Origin of the sequence: Tropicibacter naphthalenivorans, from assembly GCF_900176475.1 — a bacterium.
Lineage (GTDB): Bacteria > Pseudomonadota > Alphaproteobacteria > Rhodobacterales > Rhodobacteraceae > Tropicibacter > Tropicibacter naphthalenivorans.
The window spans coordinates 320148-336055 of record NZ_FWXX01000002.1 but is presented as its reverse complement, the minus strand read 5'-3'; the positions used below and the strand labels follow the sequence as shown (position 1 = coordinate 336055).

At 63.2% G+C, this 15908-nt stretch carries 13 protein-coding genes and 1 tRNA gene; 6 read left to right on the top strand and 8 right to left on the bottom strand.

What is annotated here, in order from left to right:
• Positions 1-186: 186 nt before the first annotated feature.
• The gene (locus B9A11_RS05930; protein WP_058246814.1) at positions 187-1686 is read right to left on the bottom strand and encodes a CoA-acylating methylmalonate-semialdehyde dehydrogenase; all 1500 of its coding nucleotides are present in this window, start codon (positions 1684-1686) and stop codon (positions 187-189) included.
• 103 nt (positions 1687-1789) lie between these two features.
• Here B9A11_RS05930 and B9A11_RS05925 point away from each other — a divergent pair, with 103 nt between their 5' ends.
• The 3 genes from B9A11_RS05925 (at position 1790) to coaD (ending at position 3855) form a co-directional block, all read left to right on the top strand.
• Entirely contained in the window at positions 1790-2695 is a 906-nt protein-coding gene (locus B9A11_RS05925) for a LysR family transcriptional regulator (protein WP_058246815.1), read from the top strand.
• Positions 2696-2814: 119 nt separating this feature from the next.
• The gene (locus tag B9A11_RS05920) at positions 2815-3249 is read left to right on the top strand and encodes a CBS domain-containing protein (RefSeq protein ID WP_058246816.1); all 435 of its coding nucleotides are present in this window, start codon (positions 2815-2817) and stop codon (positions 3247-3249) included.
• 111 nt (positions 3250-3360) lie between these two features.
• Complete coding sequence (gene coaD / locus B9A11_RS05915) at positions 3361-3855, top strand: pantetheine-phosphate adenylyltransferase (protein WP_058246817.1); 495 nt, start codon at positions 3361-3363, stop codon at positions 3853-3855.
• 73 nt (positions 3856-3928) lie between these two features.
• Here the strand turns inward: coaD and B9A11_RS21590 are convergent, their stop codons facing one another.
• The 6 genes from B9A11_RS21590 to B9A11_RS05895 all read right to left on the bottom strand — a co-directional run bounded on the left by B9A11_RS21590 (position 3929) and on the right by B9A11_RS05895 (position 7224).
• Positions 3929-4084 (bottom strand): hypothetical protein, encoded by a 156-nt coding sequence (locus B9A11_RS21590; RefSeq protein WP_186009189.1) that lies wholly within the window; start codon positions 4082-4084, stop codon positions 3929-3931.
• A 115-nt stretch (positions 4085-4199) separates the two neighbouring features.
• Positions 4200-4718 (bottom strand): hypothetical protein, encoded by a 519-nt coding sequence (locus tag B9A11_RS05910; protein ID WP_058246818.1) that lies wholly within the window; start codon positions 4716-4718, stop codon positions 4200-4202.
• A 141-nt stretch (positions 4719-4859) separates the two neighbouring features.
• Entirely contained in the window at positions 4860-5861 is a 1002-nt protein-coding gene (gene gap, locus B9A11_RS05905; RefSeq protein WP_058246819.1) for a type I glyceraldehyde-3-phosphate dehydrogenase, read from the bottom strand.
• A 107-nt stretch (positions 5862-5968) separates the two neighbouring features.
• A complete protein-coding gene (locus B9A11_RS21585) occupies positions 5969-6112 on the bottom strand; it encodes a hypothetical protein (protein ID WP_058246820.1) in 144 nt (47 codons plus the stop codon).
• Between the two features lie 72 nt (positions 6113-6184).
• Positions 6185-6649, bottom strand: a complete 465-nt coding sequence (locus tag B9A11_RS05900; RefSeq protein WP_058246821.1) for a disulfide bond formation protein B — start codon at positions 6647-6649, stop codon at positions 6185-6187.
• Complete coding sequence (locus B9A11_RS05895) at positions 6646-7224, bottom strand: YqaA family protein (protein WP_058246822.1); 579 nt, start codon at positions 7222-7224, stop codon at positions 6646-6648. The genes B9A11_RS05900 and B9A11_RS05895 overlap by 4 nt, the downstream gene beginning before the upstream one ends.
• Positions 7225-7336: 112 nt before the next feature.
• On the opposite strand from B9A11_RS05895, the gene B9A11_RS05890 reads away from it, so the two are divergent.
• Positions 7337-7422, top strand: a tRNA-Leu gene (locus B9A11_RS05890).
• 109 nt (positions 7423-7531) lie between these two features.
• Here B9A11_RS05890 and B9A11_RS05885 read toward each other — a convergent pair.
• Positions 7532-7714: a hypothetical protein gene (locus B9A11_RS05885; RefSeq protein WP_058246823.1), complete on the bottom strand. Its 183-nt coding sequence runs from the start codon at positions 7712-7714 to the stop codon at positions 7532-7534.
• Between the two features lie 237 nt (positions 7715-7951).
• Between B9A11_RS05885 and B9A11_RS05880 the strand changes: the two genes are divergently transcribed.
• Positions 7952-9295, top strand: a complete 1344-nt coding sequence (locus B9A11_RS05880; RefSeq protein ID WP_058246824.1) for a calcium-binding protein — start codon at positions 7952-7954, stop codon at positions 9293-9295.
• Positions 9296-10108: 813 nt separating this feature from the next.
• Entirely contained in the window at positions 10109-15808 is a 5700-nt protein-coding gene (locus tag B9A11_RS05875; protein WP_058246825.1) for an Ig-like domain-containing protein, read from the top strand.
• Positions 15809-15908: the final 100 nt, after the last annotated feature.

Sequence of the window (15908 nt, the reverse complement as noted above, 5' to 3'; positions counted from 1 at the left end):
CTTTGTCCGCTTTGGTGAAAATTAGTGCGGATCGGGAACAAATTTACAAACCGGGGTTGTTTTTGCTTTGCAAAACAAGGGCAGGGGCGCGAAAAACCGTTAACGCGCCCCTAGGGATCTTATCAGCAGGCTCTTGAAATCATGTCGCTCTTTCGCGTCATTCCAAGGCGTTGCCGGGCTGATGGCTTAGTCCATCGCCTTGAAGTTGAACTCGCCACCTTCCTTGATTCCCGAGAACCAGCGCGCCGTGACGGTCTTGGTTTTCGTGTAGAACCGGAAGGCGTCGGGGCCGTATTGGTTCAGGTCGCCAAAGGCCGACTTCTTCCAGCCGCCAAAGGTGTGGTAGCTCAGCGGCACCGGGATCGGGAAGTTGATGCCGACCATGCCCACGTTCACCCGGTGGGCAAAGTCGCGCGCGGTGTCGCCATCGGCGGTGTAGATCGCCGTGCCGTTGCCGTAGTCGTTGTCGATGATCAGGTTCAACGCGTCCTCGTAGGTGTCCATGCGCACGGTGGACAGCACCGGGCCAAAGATTTCCTCTTTGTAGATGTCCATATCCGGGGTCACATCGTCGAACAGCGTCGGGCCGCAGAAAAAGCCGTTTTCATAGCCTTGGATGCTGAAATCACGGCCATCGACCACCAGCTTTGCGCCTTGCTCCACGCCAGAGTTCACCAGACCTTCGATGCGGGCCTTGGCCTGCGCGGTGATGACGGGGCCATAATCCACGTCCTCGTCCGAGGTGTAGGGGCCAACTTTGAGCTTTTCGACGCGCGGGACCAGCGCCTCGATCAGCTTGTCGGCGGTGTCCTTGCCCACCGGAACGGCCACAGAGATCGCCATGCAGCGTTCGCCCGCCGCGCCGTAACCGGCGCCCACCAGCGCGTCGGCGGCCTTGTCGATGTCGGCGTCGGGCATGATGATCATGTGGTTCTTGGCGCCGCCAAAGCACTGGGCGCGCTTGCCGTTGGTCGCCGCGCGGCCATAGATGTACTGGGCGATCGGGGTCGAGCCCACGAAACCCACGGCGGCGATGTCTTCGTTATCAAGGATCGCGTCCACGACTTCCTTGTCACCGTTGACCACTTGCAGCACGCCATCGGGCAGGCCCGCCTCTTTGATCAGCTCGGCCAGGCGCAGCGCGGTCGAGGGCACACGCTCGGACGGTTTGAGGATCATGGCGTTGCCGCAGGCCAGCGCCGGTGCCATCTTCCACAGCGGGATCATGGCGGGGAAGTTGAAGGGCGTGATGCCCGCAACCACACCCAGCGGCTGGCGCATGGAGTACAGGTCAATGCCCGGGCCGCCGTCGTCGGTAAACTCGCCCTTGAGCAGGCTCGGCGCGCCCATGCAGACCTCGACGACCTCCAGACCGCGCTGCACGTCACCGCGTGCGTCGGGCAGGGTCTTGCCGTGCTCGCGGCTGAGCATCTCGGCCAGCTCGTCCATGTGCTCTTCGATCAGGGCGCCGAACTTCATCATCACGCGCGCGCGGCGCTGGGGGTTGGTCGCACCCCATTTGACCTGCGCTTCCTTGGCCTTGGCCACCGCGTCGTTCAGTTCCTCTACGGTGGACAGCGGCGTTTGCGCCTGCACTTCGCCGGTGGCGGGGTTGAACACGTCCGTCGTGCGGCCCGAGGTCGACGCCACATGCGCGCCGTTGATCCAGTTGGTCAGGGTGGTCATTTCGACTCCTTCCGTATTGCAGTTGGCGCGACCTTACCCTTGCAAAAATGCGCTCAATACAGGAAATCTGGCAAAGAGGCTTTGCAATTTTGTGGGTGTGAATATGGCAGACAGCTGGGATGACTTGCGGATTTTCCTTGCGGTGGCGCGGGGTGAAAGCCTGTCGGCGGCGGGGCGCGTGTTGCGGATGGACCCGGCGACGGTGGGGCGCAGGATCGCGCGGCTGGAACACGCCATGGGCGCGCCGCTGTTTGGCAAATCCGCCCAAGGCTATGCCCTGACCGAGGCAGGGGCTCGGCTGGTGGATCATGCGGAATCTGCCGAGCAGGCGTTTTTGCTTGCATCCGAGGCGGTCAAAGGCCGCAGCGAAGGTCTGTCAGGGCAAATCCGCATCGGCGCGCCGGACGGCTGCGCGAATTTTCTGCTGCCGCAGGTTTGCGCGCGCATCGCCGAGGCCAACCCCGAGCTGGAGGTTCAGATCCTGTCGCTGCCGCGCGTGGTCAACCTGTCGCGGCGCGAAGCGGATATGGCCATCGCCGTCAGCGCCCCGACGGCGGGGCGGCTTTTGGTGCAGAAAATCACCGATTATCGCCTGCATCTTGCGGCAAGTGCCCAGTATCTTGCCGCAAATGCCCCCATCCAGACACGCGCCGACCTGCGTCACCACCGGATGGTGGGCTATATTCCGGACATGATTTTCGACAAAGAGCTGGATTACCTCGCCGATCTGGGGGCCGGGGGCGTGTCGCTGGCCTCGAACTCGGTTTCGGTGCAGTTCCACTGGCTGCGGCAGCACGCCGGGGTGGGGATCGTGCATGACTTTGCCCTGCCAACCGCGCCGGACCTGCGCAAGATCCTGGAGGATGAGGTCAGCCTGACCCGGTCCTTTTATCTGGTGCGGCACGCGGACGACCGGCGGCTGGAGCGGATGAACCGCTTTGCCGATGCGCTCAGCATCGGTCTGAAAGAAGAACTCGCCCGGCTCGAAGCGCAGGTCCAGGGCCGTTAACCTGTCCTTAACTTGTGCAGCGACACAGTGAACATGGGCGGTAAAGCGCGGGGAGGCTTGACAAATTGTCGCACCCTCGCGGATGCTGTCCAGACATGATGGTTACAGGGAGGTTCGTCATGCAGGTTCAGCAGATCCTCAAAAGCAAAGGGACGGGCGGCATTTACACCGTCCCGCCGGGCACGTCCGTGGGCGACGCGGCCAAGATCCTGTCGGACAAGCGCATCGGCACCGTGGTGATTTCCAGCGATGGCGAAACCGCGCAGGGCATCCTGTCGGAGCGCGACATCGTGCGCGAACTGGCCAATCGCGGCGCGTCCTGCCTGTCTGCCAGCGTTGACGACTATATGACGCGCAATCTGGTGACCTGCACCTTGGGGGAAAAGGCCGACGACGTTCTGGCGAAAATGACCGAAGGGCGGTTCCGCCATATGCCGGTCGTCGAGGGCGGCAAGATGGTGGGCCTGATCACGCTGGGCGATGTGGTCAAGGCGCGGCTGAGCGAGCTGGCCATGGAAAAAGACGCCTTGGAAGGGATGATCATGGGGCACTAAAGGGTCGCAGTCGTCACGTCTTGTCGCGCACAGCGGATTCTGCGCTTGCAAAATGCCGCGCAATATTGTTGCGTGCGGCAGACGACGACTGAAATATAAGGGGGACCCCCCATGCGCATCGGCCTTTATCCCGGCACCTTCGACCCGATCACGCTGGGCCACATCGACATTATCCGACGCGCAGCGATGCTGGTGGATCGTTTGGTCATCGGCGTGGCGATCAACCGCGACAAGGGCCCGCTTTTCTCGCTCGAAGAGCGGGTGGCGATGATCGAATCCGAATGCGCGGCGCTGTCCAAAGAGACGGGGACAGAGATTGTCGCCCATCCGTTCGAAAACCTGCTGATTGATTGCGCGCGCGATGTCGGCGCACAGGTGATCGTGCGCGGCCTGCGCGCGGTGGCGGATTTCGAGTATGAATTCCAGATGGTTGGCATGAACCGCGCGTTGGACAAATCCATCGAGACGGTGTTCCTCATGGCCGAGGCGCGCCATCAGGCGATTGCCTCCAAACTGGTCAAGGAAATTGCCCGCCTGAACGGCGATGTCAGCAAGTTCGTCACGCCCAGCGTGAACGAGGCGCTCAAGGCCAAGCTGACCGCCTGACTTTTGCCTCTAACTTTTTCCTAGCTCGGGTGCGCGCCGGCGTGCGGCGCCCAAGGCGATCGGTTTTCGGCGTTTACTGGCCGTAGACGGCCTGATAGGCGATGCGGTCCAGATCTTCGGGCGCGATGTTCAGGTCGGCGGCCGTGCCATGCGGCAGGCTGCGCAGCTCTGCCAGCGTGCGGCGATACAGGGCGCGTTTTTCCAGACGGGTGCGAAGCGAAGCGAACATAGCCATTTCCTTTCCATGTTCCTGTTTTTCGTTAGGGCTAACATGGGCTATGCTGCGCCGCAGAACAATTGCCGGATCGGTCTTGCTGCAATGCGGAAAATGCAGGGCTACGTTTTCACTTTGTAAAGAAATCCTCGCCGGGTTGCGCGGTGGGCTCGACGATCTGCGCGGGGATCTCGGCGATGACGCCGGGCGGCGTGATCTCTTCGTACAGGCCGATCGAGGACGGCACGCAGACAAAGTTGATGGTCAGCTTTTGACTGCGCAGGTTCTTGGGGATCTTCATTTTAAAGGGGTGCTGCGTGTCCAGAATGCTCCACGGGGTTTCCCCGTAAACGCGGTGCAAGATCTTGTAATCGCTGTTACATGTGGCGATGGCCTGGTTGATGCAGCGGTTCCCGCGCGGCCCGTTCATCGACTGGATCGCGGGCGGCAGATCAATCACCCCGGCGTCCACCGTACAACTGGCCTGATAGTGGACCTGATCGCGAAAGTAATCGACCGGCACCGCCTTGGTCCGTTTGGGCAGCTTTTTCGGCAGATACTCCGGCACCTTTTGCAAGGGCTCTGGCAGATCCTCGCAGCCGGGCAGGGCGAGCAGCGCGGCAAGCAGCAGGATAAGGAACTTGGGCATGGCAGACTCCGGCATGGCACCCGTTCAAGGCGCAGTTCCGGCCATCCTAAGAGCCTTTGGTTTAAAATTGATTTTCGTCGCTCAAATGCAAAACGGCCCGAAGGTTTCCCCTCGGGCCGCTGAAATCCGGGTAGACCGCCTTTAGATCAGCTTGCCGATCGCCACGGCGGTGTCGGACATGCGGTTCGAGAAGCCCCACTCGTTGTCATACCACGTCAGGATGCGCACCATGGTGCCCTCCATGACCTTGGTCTGGTCGCAGTGAAAGATCGACGAGCGCGGATCGTGGTTCATGTCGACGGACACCAATTTCTTGTCGGTGTACCCGAGGATGCCTTTAAGAGGGCCGTCGGCGGCGGCGCGAATGGCGGCGTTTACCTCTTCGACGGTGGTCGGGCGGGCGGCTTCGAAGGTCAGGTCCACAACCGAGACGTTGGGCGTGGGCACGCGGATCGCCACGCCGTCCAGCTTGCCGTTCAGTTCCGGCAGCACCAGACCCACGGCCTTGGCAGCGCCGGTCGAGGTCGGAATCATCGAAAGGGCGGCAGCGCGCGCGCGGTAAAGATCCTTGTGCATGGTGTCCAGCGTCGGCTGGTCGCCGGTGTAGCTGTGGATGGTGGTCATGAACCCTTTGACGATGCCGATCTCGTCGTTCAGCACCTTGGCCACCGGGGACAGGCAGTTGGTGGTGCAAGAGGCGTTGGACACCACGATGTCGTCCGAGGTCAGTTCGCTATCGTTCACGCCGTAAACGATGGTCTTGTCCGCATCGGTGCCGGGGGCCGAGATCAGCACGCGCTTGGCGCCGGTGGACAGGTGCGCCTGAACCTTGTCCTTGGAGGTAAAGATGCCGGTGCATTCCATGATGACGTCGACGTCCCCCCAGGGCAGATCGGCGGGGTTGCGGATCGCGGTCACCTTGATCGGGCCACGGCCGACGTCGATGGTGTCGTCGGTGTGCTTGACCTCGACCGGGAAACGGCCATGCACGCTATCGTATTGCAGCAGGTGCGCGTTGGTTTCCACCGGGCCAAGATCGTTGATGGCGACGACGTCGATGTCGGTACGGCCGGATTCAATGATCGCGCGCAGAACGTTGCGACCGATGCGACCGAACCCGTTGATGGCGACTTTGACACTCATGAGGAATCCCCTTTTCTGGGCGGCATTGCCCTGTCTGAATTTGTTACCGCTAACAATCACCGACGCGGGAAAATGTCAACCCAAAGGCGCGGGAATGCGCCGGGGGATCAGCGCCAGAAGGCGACCCATTCGATGAGTTGGAACATGCGCTTGCCCAAAAAGACCATGTGCTCGGTGCCGAACAGCAACAGGTCCACGATCAGCGCGCAAAGGATAAAGCCACCCAAAATGATGGCCAGACGGTTGGTCATGGGGAACTCCGGCAACAAGATGTGTCCTTGATGCCAGAGGGGTAGGGCGGTGTCACGTCCCCTTCGGTGTAATCAGCGCGCCTTGTAGGCCATCAGCCACAGCGCCGCAAAAGCCGCCGAGACCAGCACGTTGTAGTTCGCCATGGACAGGCCGAACATCTCCCACGGGATTTCGTCGCAACGCACCAGCGGAGCCGCTTCGATCTGGGCGATCAGGTCGTCCACGGAAAGCCCGCCAATAGGCTGAGAGGTGCAGGTCGTCGGACCTTCCCACCAGCCGCGCTCGACCCCGGTGTGATAGATGCCGATGAGGGACGAGGACAGCGCCCCAAGCCCGCCGATCACGATCAGCAAGCGGTGCGGCACGGCCATCGCCACAGCCGCCGCCACCAGCGCCGCCACATGGCCGTAGCGCTGCCAGTAGCACAGCTTGCACGGCGGCATGTCGCCCAGGTACTGAAACCCCAGCGCGCCCAGCAGCAGCCCCGCCGATCCAGCGGCAGCCCCAAGGATATAGGTTCGTCTCTTCAAGGTCATAGATATTTCACCAATAGAAAGCCGCCCAACAAAAGCGCCACAAAGGCGGTGAAGACAAGCCCCAGATAGCGGTCAATGAAGTCACGAATTGGTGCGCCGAACGCCCGCAACAGCCCCGCCACAAGAAAGAACCGCAGCGCCCGCGCCACGATTGAGGTCACGATAAAGGTGCCCAGCGGCATCGCCGTCCAGCCCGACATGATGGTGATGACCTTATAGGGAAAGGGCGTCATCCCCGCGATCAGCACCGCCCAGAACCCGACATCGTTGAACTTGCCGTTAAAGGCTTCCATCGCTTCGGCCTTGCCCATCGCCTCCAGGATCGGCTGGCCGATGGTGTCGTAAAAGAAGTAGCCGATGCCATAGCCCAGCATCCCGCCCAAGACCGACGACACGGTGGCCACCAGCGCGATCAGCCACGCCCGGCGCGGCGCGGCCAAGACCATGGGAATCATCAGGACATCAGGGGGGATCGGGAAGACAGAGCTTTCGATAAACGCCACAAAGGCCAAAACCCAAAGCGCGTGCGGCGCGCTGGCCTGCGCCATGGTCCAATCATAAAGACGGCGGAGCATCTGAAAATTCCTTTACCTGTTGGCTTGGGAAAGACCATGGTAAATTGTTGGGGTCAAGCGTGCCGAAAGGGACTTTACGCCGCCTGCGCAGGGCGCTAGACAAGCGCCCGAGGCCCAAGTGGCGGAATGGTAGACGCAGGAGATTCAAAATCTCCCGTCCTAACGGACGTGCCGGTTCGAGTCCGGCCTTGGGTACCACTTAAAGGTATCCGCCCCGGAAACGGGGACCAGCCTCACCCACCGAATTCTAGATGCGGATCATACGTGCGTGCCGTTCGTGGCATCGGGCCTGTCAGGTCGTCCTCTGCTAGGCCGTCATCAGCGTCAGTGCGGTCAGTCCCCCTGCAAAGGCCAGCAACGTCAGCACGAACAGCGCCCCTGCGCCGCGCTCTGCGCCGGTCATCTGCTTGATATGCGCCAGCCCCAACGCTGCCGCCACAAGGGCCGCGGCCAGCACACAAAACGTGAGAGTGGACAGGAACAGGTGCATCGAAAGGATAACTCCGACTACTGGTACAGGATGCGTGGGCATGGGGCGTCACGGGCTGCTTTGCCCCAACCCCATTGAAACTATTGGAAGAAGCTTAACGAAGTGCAAGGCATCTGCCCCGGTTCCCCCCATTCGCGCGGTTTTGTTAACGGTGTGTTCACTTTGAGTTGCGCCCAATTGCTCGTATGACCAAAATTGCAGCAGATGCGCAGCGCAACCATAGCGGGTAGGTGGGGAATGGCAACGATTACAGCAGGTCCGGGCAACGAGACGGTTATCGGCACCCCCGAGGACGACGTTATCTTTGGTCTCGACGGGGTGACGCAGCTGATCCTCGCGGATGCGGGCAATGACGAGATCTACGGCAACGCGGGCGGTGTGCGCATCGAAGGCCACAGCGGCGATGACACCATCCTTGGCGGTCTGGACGACGACACCATCCTTGGCGGCGGCGGCAGCGATACGCTGGACGGCGGTTTGCAGACCGGGCGGGACGTGCTGGACTACACCGGCGAAGCCTATGCGCTGACCCTGACCCTGGCCACGGGGCTGGCGACGGTGGGGCCGGACACGGACCGCTTTATGGGGTTCGAGGAGTATATCGGCACCGCCTTTGGCGACACCATGGACGGCAGCGGCGTGACCTTTGGCATCCTGTTCAACGGCGAGGGCGGCAACGACTCGCTGGTCGGGGGCCGCGACAGCGACACGCTGATCGGCGGCGCTTCGGCCGACACGCTGATCGGCGGCGACGGCGACGACACGCTGATCGGCGGCTATGGCGATGACAGCATTGACGGCGGCGCCGGGGTCGACGGGGCGCTGTACCTGGGCTTTGGCGGCGGCATCACCGTGAACCTGTCCACGACCACCGCGCAGGCGACCGGCGCCGCAGGCGTCGATACCATCCTGAACGTCGAAAACCTGTGGTCCGGCGAGTACAACGACCGGATCACCGGCACGACCGGCGAGAACTTTCTAAGGCTCGGGGCCGGGGCGGACACGGTGTTCGGCCTTGGCGGTGCGGACACCGTCTTTGGCGAGGCGGGCAACGACAAGATCCAAGGCGGCGCGGGCAACGACTTTCTCAGCGGCAGCTTTGGCCGCGACGTGATCCTTGGCGGCGAGGACGATGACTTTATCCACGGCGGCGACGACGGGGACCAGCTGCGCGGCGGCGACGGGCAGGATGTGCTGATCGGCGGCGACGGGCGCGACGTGCTGATCGGCGGCGACTTTACCGGGGGCAGCTATCCGGGCGATGGCGCGGCGGATGTGTTCATGTTTCAGGACGTCACCGAAAGCGCGCCGGGCGGGGCCAACCGCGACATCATCCGCGACTTCGAGGTGGGGCTGGACCAGATTGACCTGTCGTCCATCGACGCGGTGGTGGGGACGTCCGGCTCGGCCTTTGGATTCGTGGGGACGGCGCGGTTCAGCGGCACCGCCGGAGAGCTGCGCTACTTTACCACCACTGCCAGCACCGTGGTGCGCGCCGATGTGGACGGCGACGCGGTGGCCGACTTCGAGGTGTTGCTGAACGGCGCAATGACCCTCAGCGCCGCGGATTTCGTTCTGTAAATCGCGCCGCACCGCAGAATTCGCCCCCGTACGTCCCCGCGCGTGCGGGGGTTTTTCGTGGCCAGGGGGCAGGAAACGGTCAGGGCGGCGCAATGGGGCATAAATGGGGCAGGGCGAATTGCGGCAGGTCTGCCCCATTTGAGTCGAATGATTCGGGATAAATTCACGGTTTCGCAGGCGCAAAATGTCCAATCTTTGACGCTTTGCGCGATTGGTTCACAGGGGCGAACAAAGGGCGAAAGACTGGGGCACCGCCCCAATTGGCCCGCCGCGCCACAATGTGATCCCCTTCATTGTATGGCGTTTGGCGACAATTGTCCGCAATGCGTTAACCTTTGCATCTGCATTTCGCGGCATACGTGCGCGGTGGGCGCAAATCCGGGTTTCCATGTTTCCAGATAGGAAACAACCTATAGCTAACCCACTGTAAAAATTGACCGATTTCTGTCTCTTTTGGGCGCAATTCGGGCAGGCATTGCCCCCTTTGCGCCACTTTCTTCTTCCCGGATGCCACAGTTCGCCTTATTAATACTTCCAAGCCCAACTGGGGGGTGAAGACTGCTGGCCACGGGGGCGGCCGCTGAACTGTTAGGCATCCGGAGGGATGCGAAGGGAAGCGATGGTGCACAGGCACCAAGCCGCAACGTAGGCGATCTTCGTCCACGCCGATAAGACGTGGGCACGAGGCAGACCGCGATCCTTTCGCAAACCATACAGGCCTGACGAGCAAATGAGGAAACGGGCAGTGCCGGCGGCATTGTCGCCGCACAAGCGGTTGGGGTGCGCCCCGTCAGGTATGAAAAGGGTCTGAAAATGGCTGATTTGGTTCTCGATTGGAGTTTGCTTGGTCCGTACGGCACGCCGTTGGAAGATGCAGACGGTGCTGTCAGTGCTTCGGTAGATACCGGCGGTGTGGCTGTGGACATCTCGTTTGACGGCGAGGCAACGGGCGCTGCGGCCTTTACCTTCAACGCCGAAGGTTACGTGGCCGACGGTGAGGATTTCGATCCCAACTCGCACCTCAAGCTGTTCAGCGAAAGCTCTGACGCGGGCACCACGCTGTCCTCGACCACCACGCTGGATTTCCGCTCGACCGATGCGCTGTACACCAGCTCTGTGCAGAACGTGTCCTTCCGCCTGAACGATCTCGACGTGGGCGACGCCGAGGACGAGGGCACCGAAGGGTCCGGCTGGGAAGACATCCTTGAAATCAACGCCTTCGACGCCGAGGGCAACCCGGTCGCCGTGACCATCACCGCAGGCGGTGAAGTGGACGTGGCCGGTGACGTGCTGACCGGCGGCGCCGAAGGCACCTACACCGATGCGGCAAACTCTGCCCTGGTGGAAATCGCGGGCCCCGTCGCCTCGATCGAGCTTGTCTACTCGAACGGTGACACCGCGAGCCAGCGCCTGCTGATCTCTGACGTGGAATTCTCGACCGTGGACGTGGGCGACGACGCGCCGCCCGTGGCCGTGGATGACACCATCACCACCGACGAAGACGTGGCCGTCACCATCGACGTGCTGGACAACGACAGCGATCCCGAAGGCGGCACGCTGACCATCACAGACGCGACGGTCGACGTGGGCACCGTGGCCATCGTCGGCGGCGAGCTGCTGTACACCCCCCCGGCGGATTACAACGGCCCGGCGACCATCAGCTACACCATCGAAGACCCGGCAGGGAACACCGCGACCGGCGAAGTCGCCGTGACCGTGGACCCGGTCAACGACGCGCCCGTGGCCGTGGATGACAGCGCCACCACGCCCGAAGACGCGGACATCATCCTGACGCCGCTGGCGAATGACACCGATGTGGATGGCGACACGCTGACCGTGGACTCCATTGGCGATCCGACCAACGGCACCGCCGTGCTCAACGCCGACGGCACCGTCACCTACACCCCGGACACCGGGTTCGTGGGTGAGGACACCATTCCTTATGTGGTCACCGACGGCACCGCCACTGACACTGGCGAGATGATCGTCACCGTGACCTCTGACAACGTGGCCCCGGTTGCGGGCGACGATCTGGCCAGCGCCACCGTTGGCGCGACCATCGTGATCCCGGTGCAGTCCAACGACAGCGACGCAGACGGCGACCTGCTGGAAACCGTGGCCGTCACCGACCCGGCCAACGGCACCGCCGTGATCGTGTCCGATGGCACCATCAGCTACACGCCGGACGCGGGCTTTGTCGGCGTGGACACCTTCGAGTACACCATCACCGACCCCGATGGCCTGACCGACACGGCCACCGTGACAGTCACCGTCTCCGAAGATCCGAACGCGGCGCCCATCGCCGTGATCGACACCGGCTCGACCGAGATCGGCACCCCGGTGACCTTTACGCCGCTGGCCAACGACACCGACGCCGATGGCGACACCCTGACCGTGGCCTCGATCGGCACGCCGCTAAACGGCGACGCCGTGCTGAACGCCGATGGCACCGTGACCTACACGCCGGATGCGGGCTTTGTCGGTAACGACACCATCACCTATGTTGTGACCGACGGGATCGACAGCGACACCGGCGAGATGGTCGTGGGCGTGGGTCTGGACAACACCGCCCCCGAGGCGACCGACGACCTGGCCACCGTGGCCGAAGACGGCAGCACCACCGTTTCCGTGCTGGCGAACGACACCGATCTGGACGGCGACACGCTGACCGTCAGCTCGGTGACCGATCCGGCCAACGGCTCTGCTGTGATCAACGGCGACGGCACCGTCACCTATACGCCTGACGCGGGCTACACCGGGGTGGACAGCTTTACCTACACCGTTGACGACGGGCAGGGCGGCACCGACACCGCGACCGTCACCGTGACCGTCGCCCCCGAAGGCGCGCCCGACGCGGATGACGACATCGTCACCACCCCCGTCGACACCGCGATCCAGATCTACGTTCTGGGCAACGACACCGACCCCGATGGCCAAGAGCTGACCCTGGCGTCGGCGACCGATCCGGCCAACGGCTCTGTCGTGGTGAACGCGGACAACACCGTGACCTACACGCCGGACGCGGGCTTTACCGGTGTGGACACCTTTGACTACTCGATCACTGACACCGACGGGAACCCGGCCACCGCCACCGTCACCGTCACCGTGGACGATGGCATCAACGAAGGCCCCGACGCCGAAGACGACGTCCAGCCGACGCTGATCAACACGCCCACCACCGTGGCCGTGCTGGAAAACGACACCGACCCGGATGGCGACCTGCTGACCGTGACCATCGCCGAAGCGCCGGCGAACGGCACCGTTGTCGTCAACCCCGAAGGCACCGTCACCTACACGCCGAACACCGACTATGAGGGCGTCGATACCTTTACCTACACCGTCACCGACCCCGATGGTCTGGTGGACAGCGCCACCGTGCGCATCGAAGTGGGCGAAGTCGACAACACCGCGCCGGTGGCCGTGGACGATGTGGACACCACCCCGGTGGACACCGCGATCACCGTGGACGTGCTGGGCAACGACAGCGATCCCAACGGCGATGCGATCACCACCGTGACCGCCACCGACCCGGCCAACGGCTCGGTTCTGGTGAACGCCGATGGCACGATCACCTACACGCCGGATGCGGGCTTTACCGGTCTGGATACCTTTACCTACACCATCGCGGACCCGTCGCTGGAAACCGACACGGCCACCGTGACCATCACCGTGACCGAGGACGACCCGAACGGCGCACCGGTTGCCAACGACGACGCGGACACCACCCCGGTGGATACCCCGGTCGTGGTCTATGTGCAGGGCAACGACACCGACCCGGATGGCGATGAGCTGACCACCGTGTCGGCGACCGATCCGGCCAATGGCTCTGTCACCGTCAACCCCGATGGCAGCATCACCTACACGCCGGATGCGGGCTTTGAAGGCACCGACACCTTTGACTACACGATTGCCGACCCGTCGGGCGCAACCTCGACCGCAACGGCGACCGTGACTGTCGGCGAGCCGGTGGACAACGTGGCCCCGGTGGCCGTGGATGACACCGAGACCACCCCGGTGGATACCCCGGTCGTGGTGGACGTGCTGGGCAACGACACCGATGCCAACGGCGACGAAATCAGCACCGTGTCGGCGACCGATCCGGCCAACGGCTCTGTCACCGTCAACCCCGATGGCAGCATCACCTATACGCCGGACGCGGGCTTTACCGGGACCGACACCTTTGATTACACGATCACGGATCCGGCGGGCGAAACCGCCACCGCAACGGCGACCGTGACCGTGGGCGAGCCGGTGGACAATGTGGCCCCGGTGGCCGTGGATGACACCGACGCAACGCCGGTGAACACCCCGGTTGTCGTGACCGTGCTGGACAACGACACCGACGCCAACAGCGACGTGATCACCATCGTGTCGGCGACCGATCCGGCCAACGGCTCGGTGACCATCAACGACGATGGCACCATCACCTACACGCCGGACACCGACTTTGTCGGCACCGATACCTTTGACTACGTGATCACCGATCCCGATGGCGAAACCGCCACCGCAACGGCGACCGTGACTGTCGGCGGCAACGGTGCACCGGAAGTTGTGGATGACGAAGCCACCACCGACATCGGCACCCCGGTCACCATCGACCCGCTGGCCAACGACAGCGATCCCGAAGACGATCCGCTGACCGTCACCGGCATCGAGCAGCCCGAGAACGGCACCGCTGTGCTGAACCCGGACGGCACCGTAACCTACACGCCGGATGCGGACTTCACAGGCGAAGACACCATCCCCTACACCGTGACCGATGGCACCACCCCGGTGACCGGCGAGATCGTGGTGACCGTGGGCGTCTCCAGCGACGATCTGATCGACGCCGACATCTTCCCGGTGAGCGACGATCTGCAACCGCTCGATCCGTTCGATGGTCTGGACGAAGATCCCGATCCCAGCGATGACCTCGACAGCGTTGTGGGCACCTCGGGCGCGGACTCGATCACCACTGGCGACGATGACGACACCATCGTGGCAGGCGCGGGCAATGACACCGTCAACCCCGGCATCGACGACGACCTCGTGTCGCTGGGCGATGGCGACGACCTGCTGGTCGACCCGCAGGGTGCGGACACGGTCATCGGCGGTGCGGGCAACGACACGATCAACGTCGGCTACGACACCTTCTCTGACTACGAAGGCGACGACGACACCTTCCCGCTGCTGGGCTTTACCTCGGATCCGAACCCGGACGATGGCCGCGACAGCGTGCAGGGCAACACCGGCAACGATGTGATCCTGACCGGCGATGACGCCGACACCATCGACGCGGGCGCTGGCGATGACACCGTGGATGGCGGCATCGACGATGACTTCATCACCGGCAACCTCGGCAACGACTCGCTGATTGGTGGCCACGGTGCGGACACCATCGACGGCGGGCAGGGCGATGACTTCATCGACGGTTCGGCCCCGTCTGAGCTGACGCTGACCGACGACATCGACGTCAACACCGAGAACGACCGTGACAGCCTGATCGGCGCTCTGGGCAACGACACGCTGATCGGCGGCGATGATGACGACACGCTGATCGGTGGCTCGGGCAACGACCTGCTGGACGGCGGCATCGACGAAGACAGCCTCAACGGTGGCAACGACGACGACACGCTGCTGGGCGGCGCGGGCGACGACACACTGTTCGGCGGCGCTGGCAACGACAGCATCGACGGCGGCGCGGATGCGGACGTGATCATCGTGGCGAATGCTGCGGATGGCGCGAACGACACCGTGTTCGGCGGCTCTGAGGGCAACGACCAGGATACGCTGGACATGTCCCTGGTGGGCGAGCGTGGCACCGACTGGCGGATCGTGGATGCGGTCACCGACAGCGATGGCAACGGCATCGACGGCACCGTGGAATTCCTGAACGATGACCGCGAGGTCACCGGCACCATGGACTTCTTCAACATCGAGACGGTTGTGCCCTGCTTTACCCCCGGCATCCTGATCGCCACCCCGCAGGGTGAGCGCCTTGTCGAAGACCTTGAGGTCGGCGACCGCGTCATCACCCGCGACAACGGCATTCAGGAAATCCGCTGGGTGGGCCGCAAGGACCTGACCGGCTTCGAGCTGGCCCGCAAGCCGCACATGAAGCCGATCCTGATCCAGAAGGGCGCTTTGGGGAACGGTCTGCCCGAGCATGACATGCTCGTGTCGCCGAACCACCGCGTGTTGGTCGCCAACGACAAGACCGCTCTGTACTTTGAAGAGCGCGAAGTCCTGGTCGCCGCCAAGCACCTGACCGGCCTTGAGGGCGTGGACGAAGTCGAAGCGAACGGGGTAGCCTACATCCACTTCATGTTCGACCAGCACGAGGTTGTCCTGTCGAACGGTGCCTGGACCGAAAGCTTCCAGCCTGGCGACTACACCCTGCGCGGCATCGGCAACGCCCAGCGTCAGGAAATCTTTGAACTGTTCCCGGAACTGGAACATGCCGAAGGTCTCAAGGCGTACAGCTCGGCGCGTCGCTCGCTCAAGCGGCACGAGGCAGCCCTGCTGACCAAGTAACCGCCAGCCGGGACGGATATGCAGACCGTTCCGGCGTTGCCCGACGCGCGGCCGGCCATGTGGGGACAAGGCCATCATGGATCGCGTGCAGACGGGGCTG

Coding starts and splice junctions, on each gene's coding strand:
- B9A11_RS05930 (WP_058246814.1), bottom strand. CDS start 1,686: ATGACCACCCTGACCAACTGGATCAACGGCGCGCATGTGGCGTCGACC.
- B9A11_RS05925 (WP_058246815.1), top strand. CDS start 1,790: ATGGCAGACAGCTGGGATGACTTGCGGATTTTCCTTGCGGTGGCGCGG.
- B9A11_RS05920 (WP_058246816.1), top strand. CDS start 2,815: ATGCAGGTTCAGCAGATCCTCAAAAGCAAAGGGACGGGCGGCATTTAC.
- coaD (WP_058246817.1), top strand. CDS start 3,361: ATGCGCATCGGCCTTTATCCCGGCACCTTCGACCCGATCACGCTGGGC.
- B9A11_RS21590 (WP_186009189.1), bottom strand. CDS start 4,084: ATGTTCGCTTCGCTTCGCACCCGTCTGGAAAAACGCGCCCTGTATCGC.
- B9A11_RS05910 (WP_058246818.1), bottom strand. CDS start 4,718: ATGCCCAAGTTCCTTATCCTGCTGCTTGCCGCGCTGCTCGCCCTGCCC.
- gap (WP_058246819.1), bottom strand. CDS start 5,861: ATGAGTGTCAAAGTCGCCATCAACGGGTTCGGTCGCATCGGTCGCAAC.
- B9A11_RS21585 (WP_058246820.1), bottom strand. CDS start 6,112: ATGACCAACCGTCTGGCCATCATTTTGGGTGGCTTTATCCTTTGCGCG.
- B9A11_RS05900 (WP_058246821.1), bottom strand. CDS start 6,649: ATGACCTTGAAGAGACGAACCTATATCCTTGGGGCTGCCGCTGGATCG.
- B9A11_RS05895 (WP_058246822.1), bottom strand. CDS start 7,224: ATGCTCCGCCGTCTTTATGATTGGACCATGGCGCAGGCCAGCGCGCCG.
- B9A11_RS05885 (WP_058246823.1), bottom strand. CDS start 7,714: ATGCACCTGTTCCTGTCCACTCTCACGTTTTGTGTGCTGGCCGCGGCC.
- B9A11_RS05880 (WP_058246824.1), top strand. CDS start 7,952: ATGGCAACGATTACAGCAGGTCCGGGCAACGAGACGGTTATCGGCACC.
- B9A11_RS05875 (WP_058246825.1), top strand. CDS start 10,109: ATGGCTGATTTGGTTCTCGATTGGAGTTTGCTTGGTCCGTACGGCACG.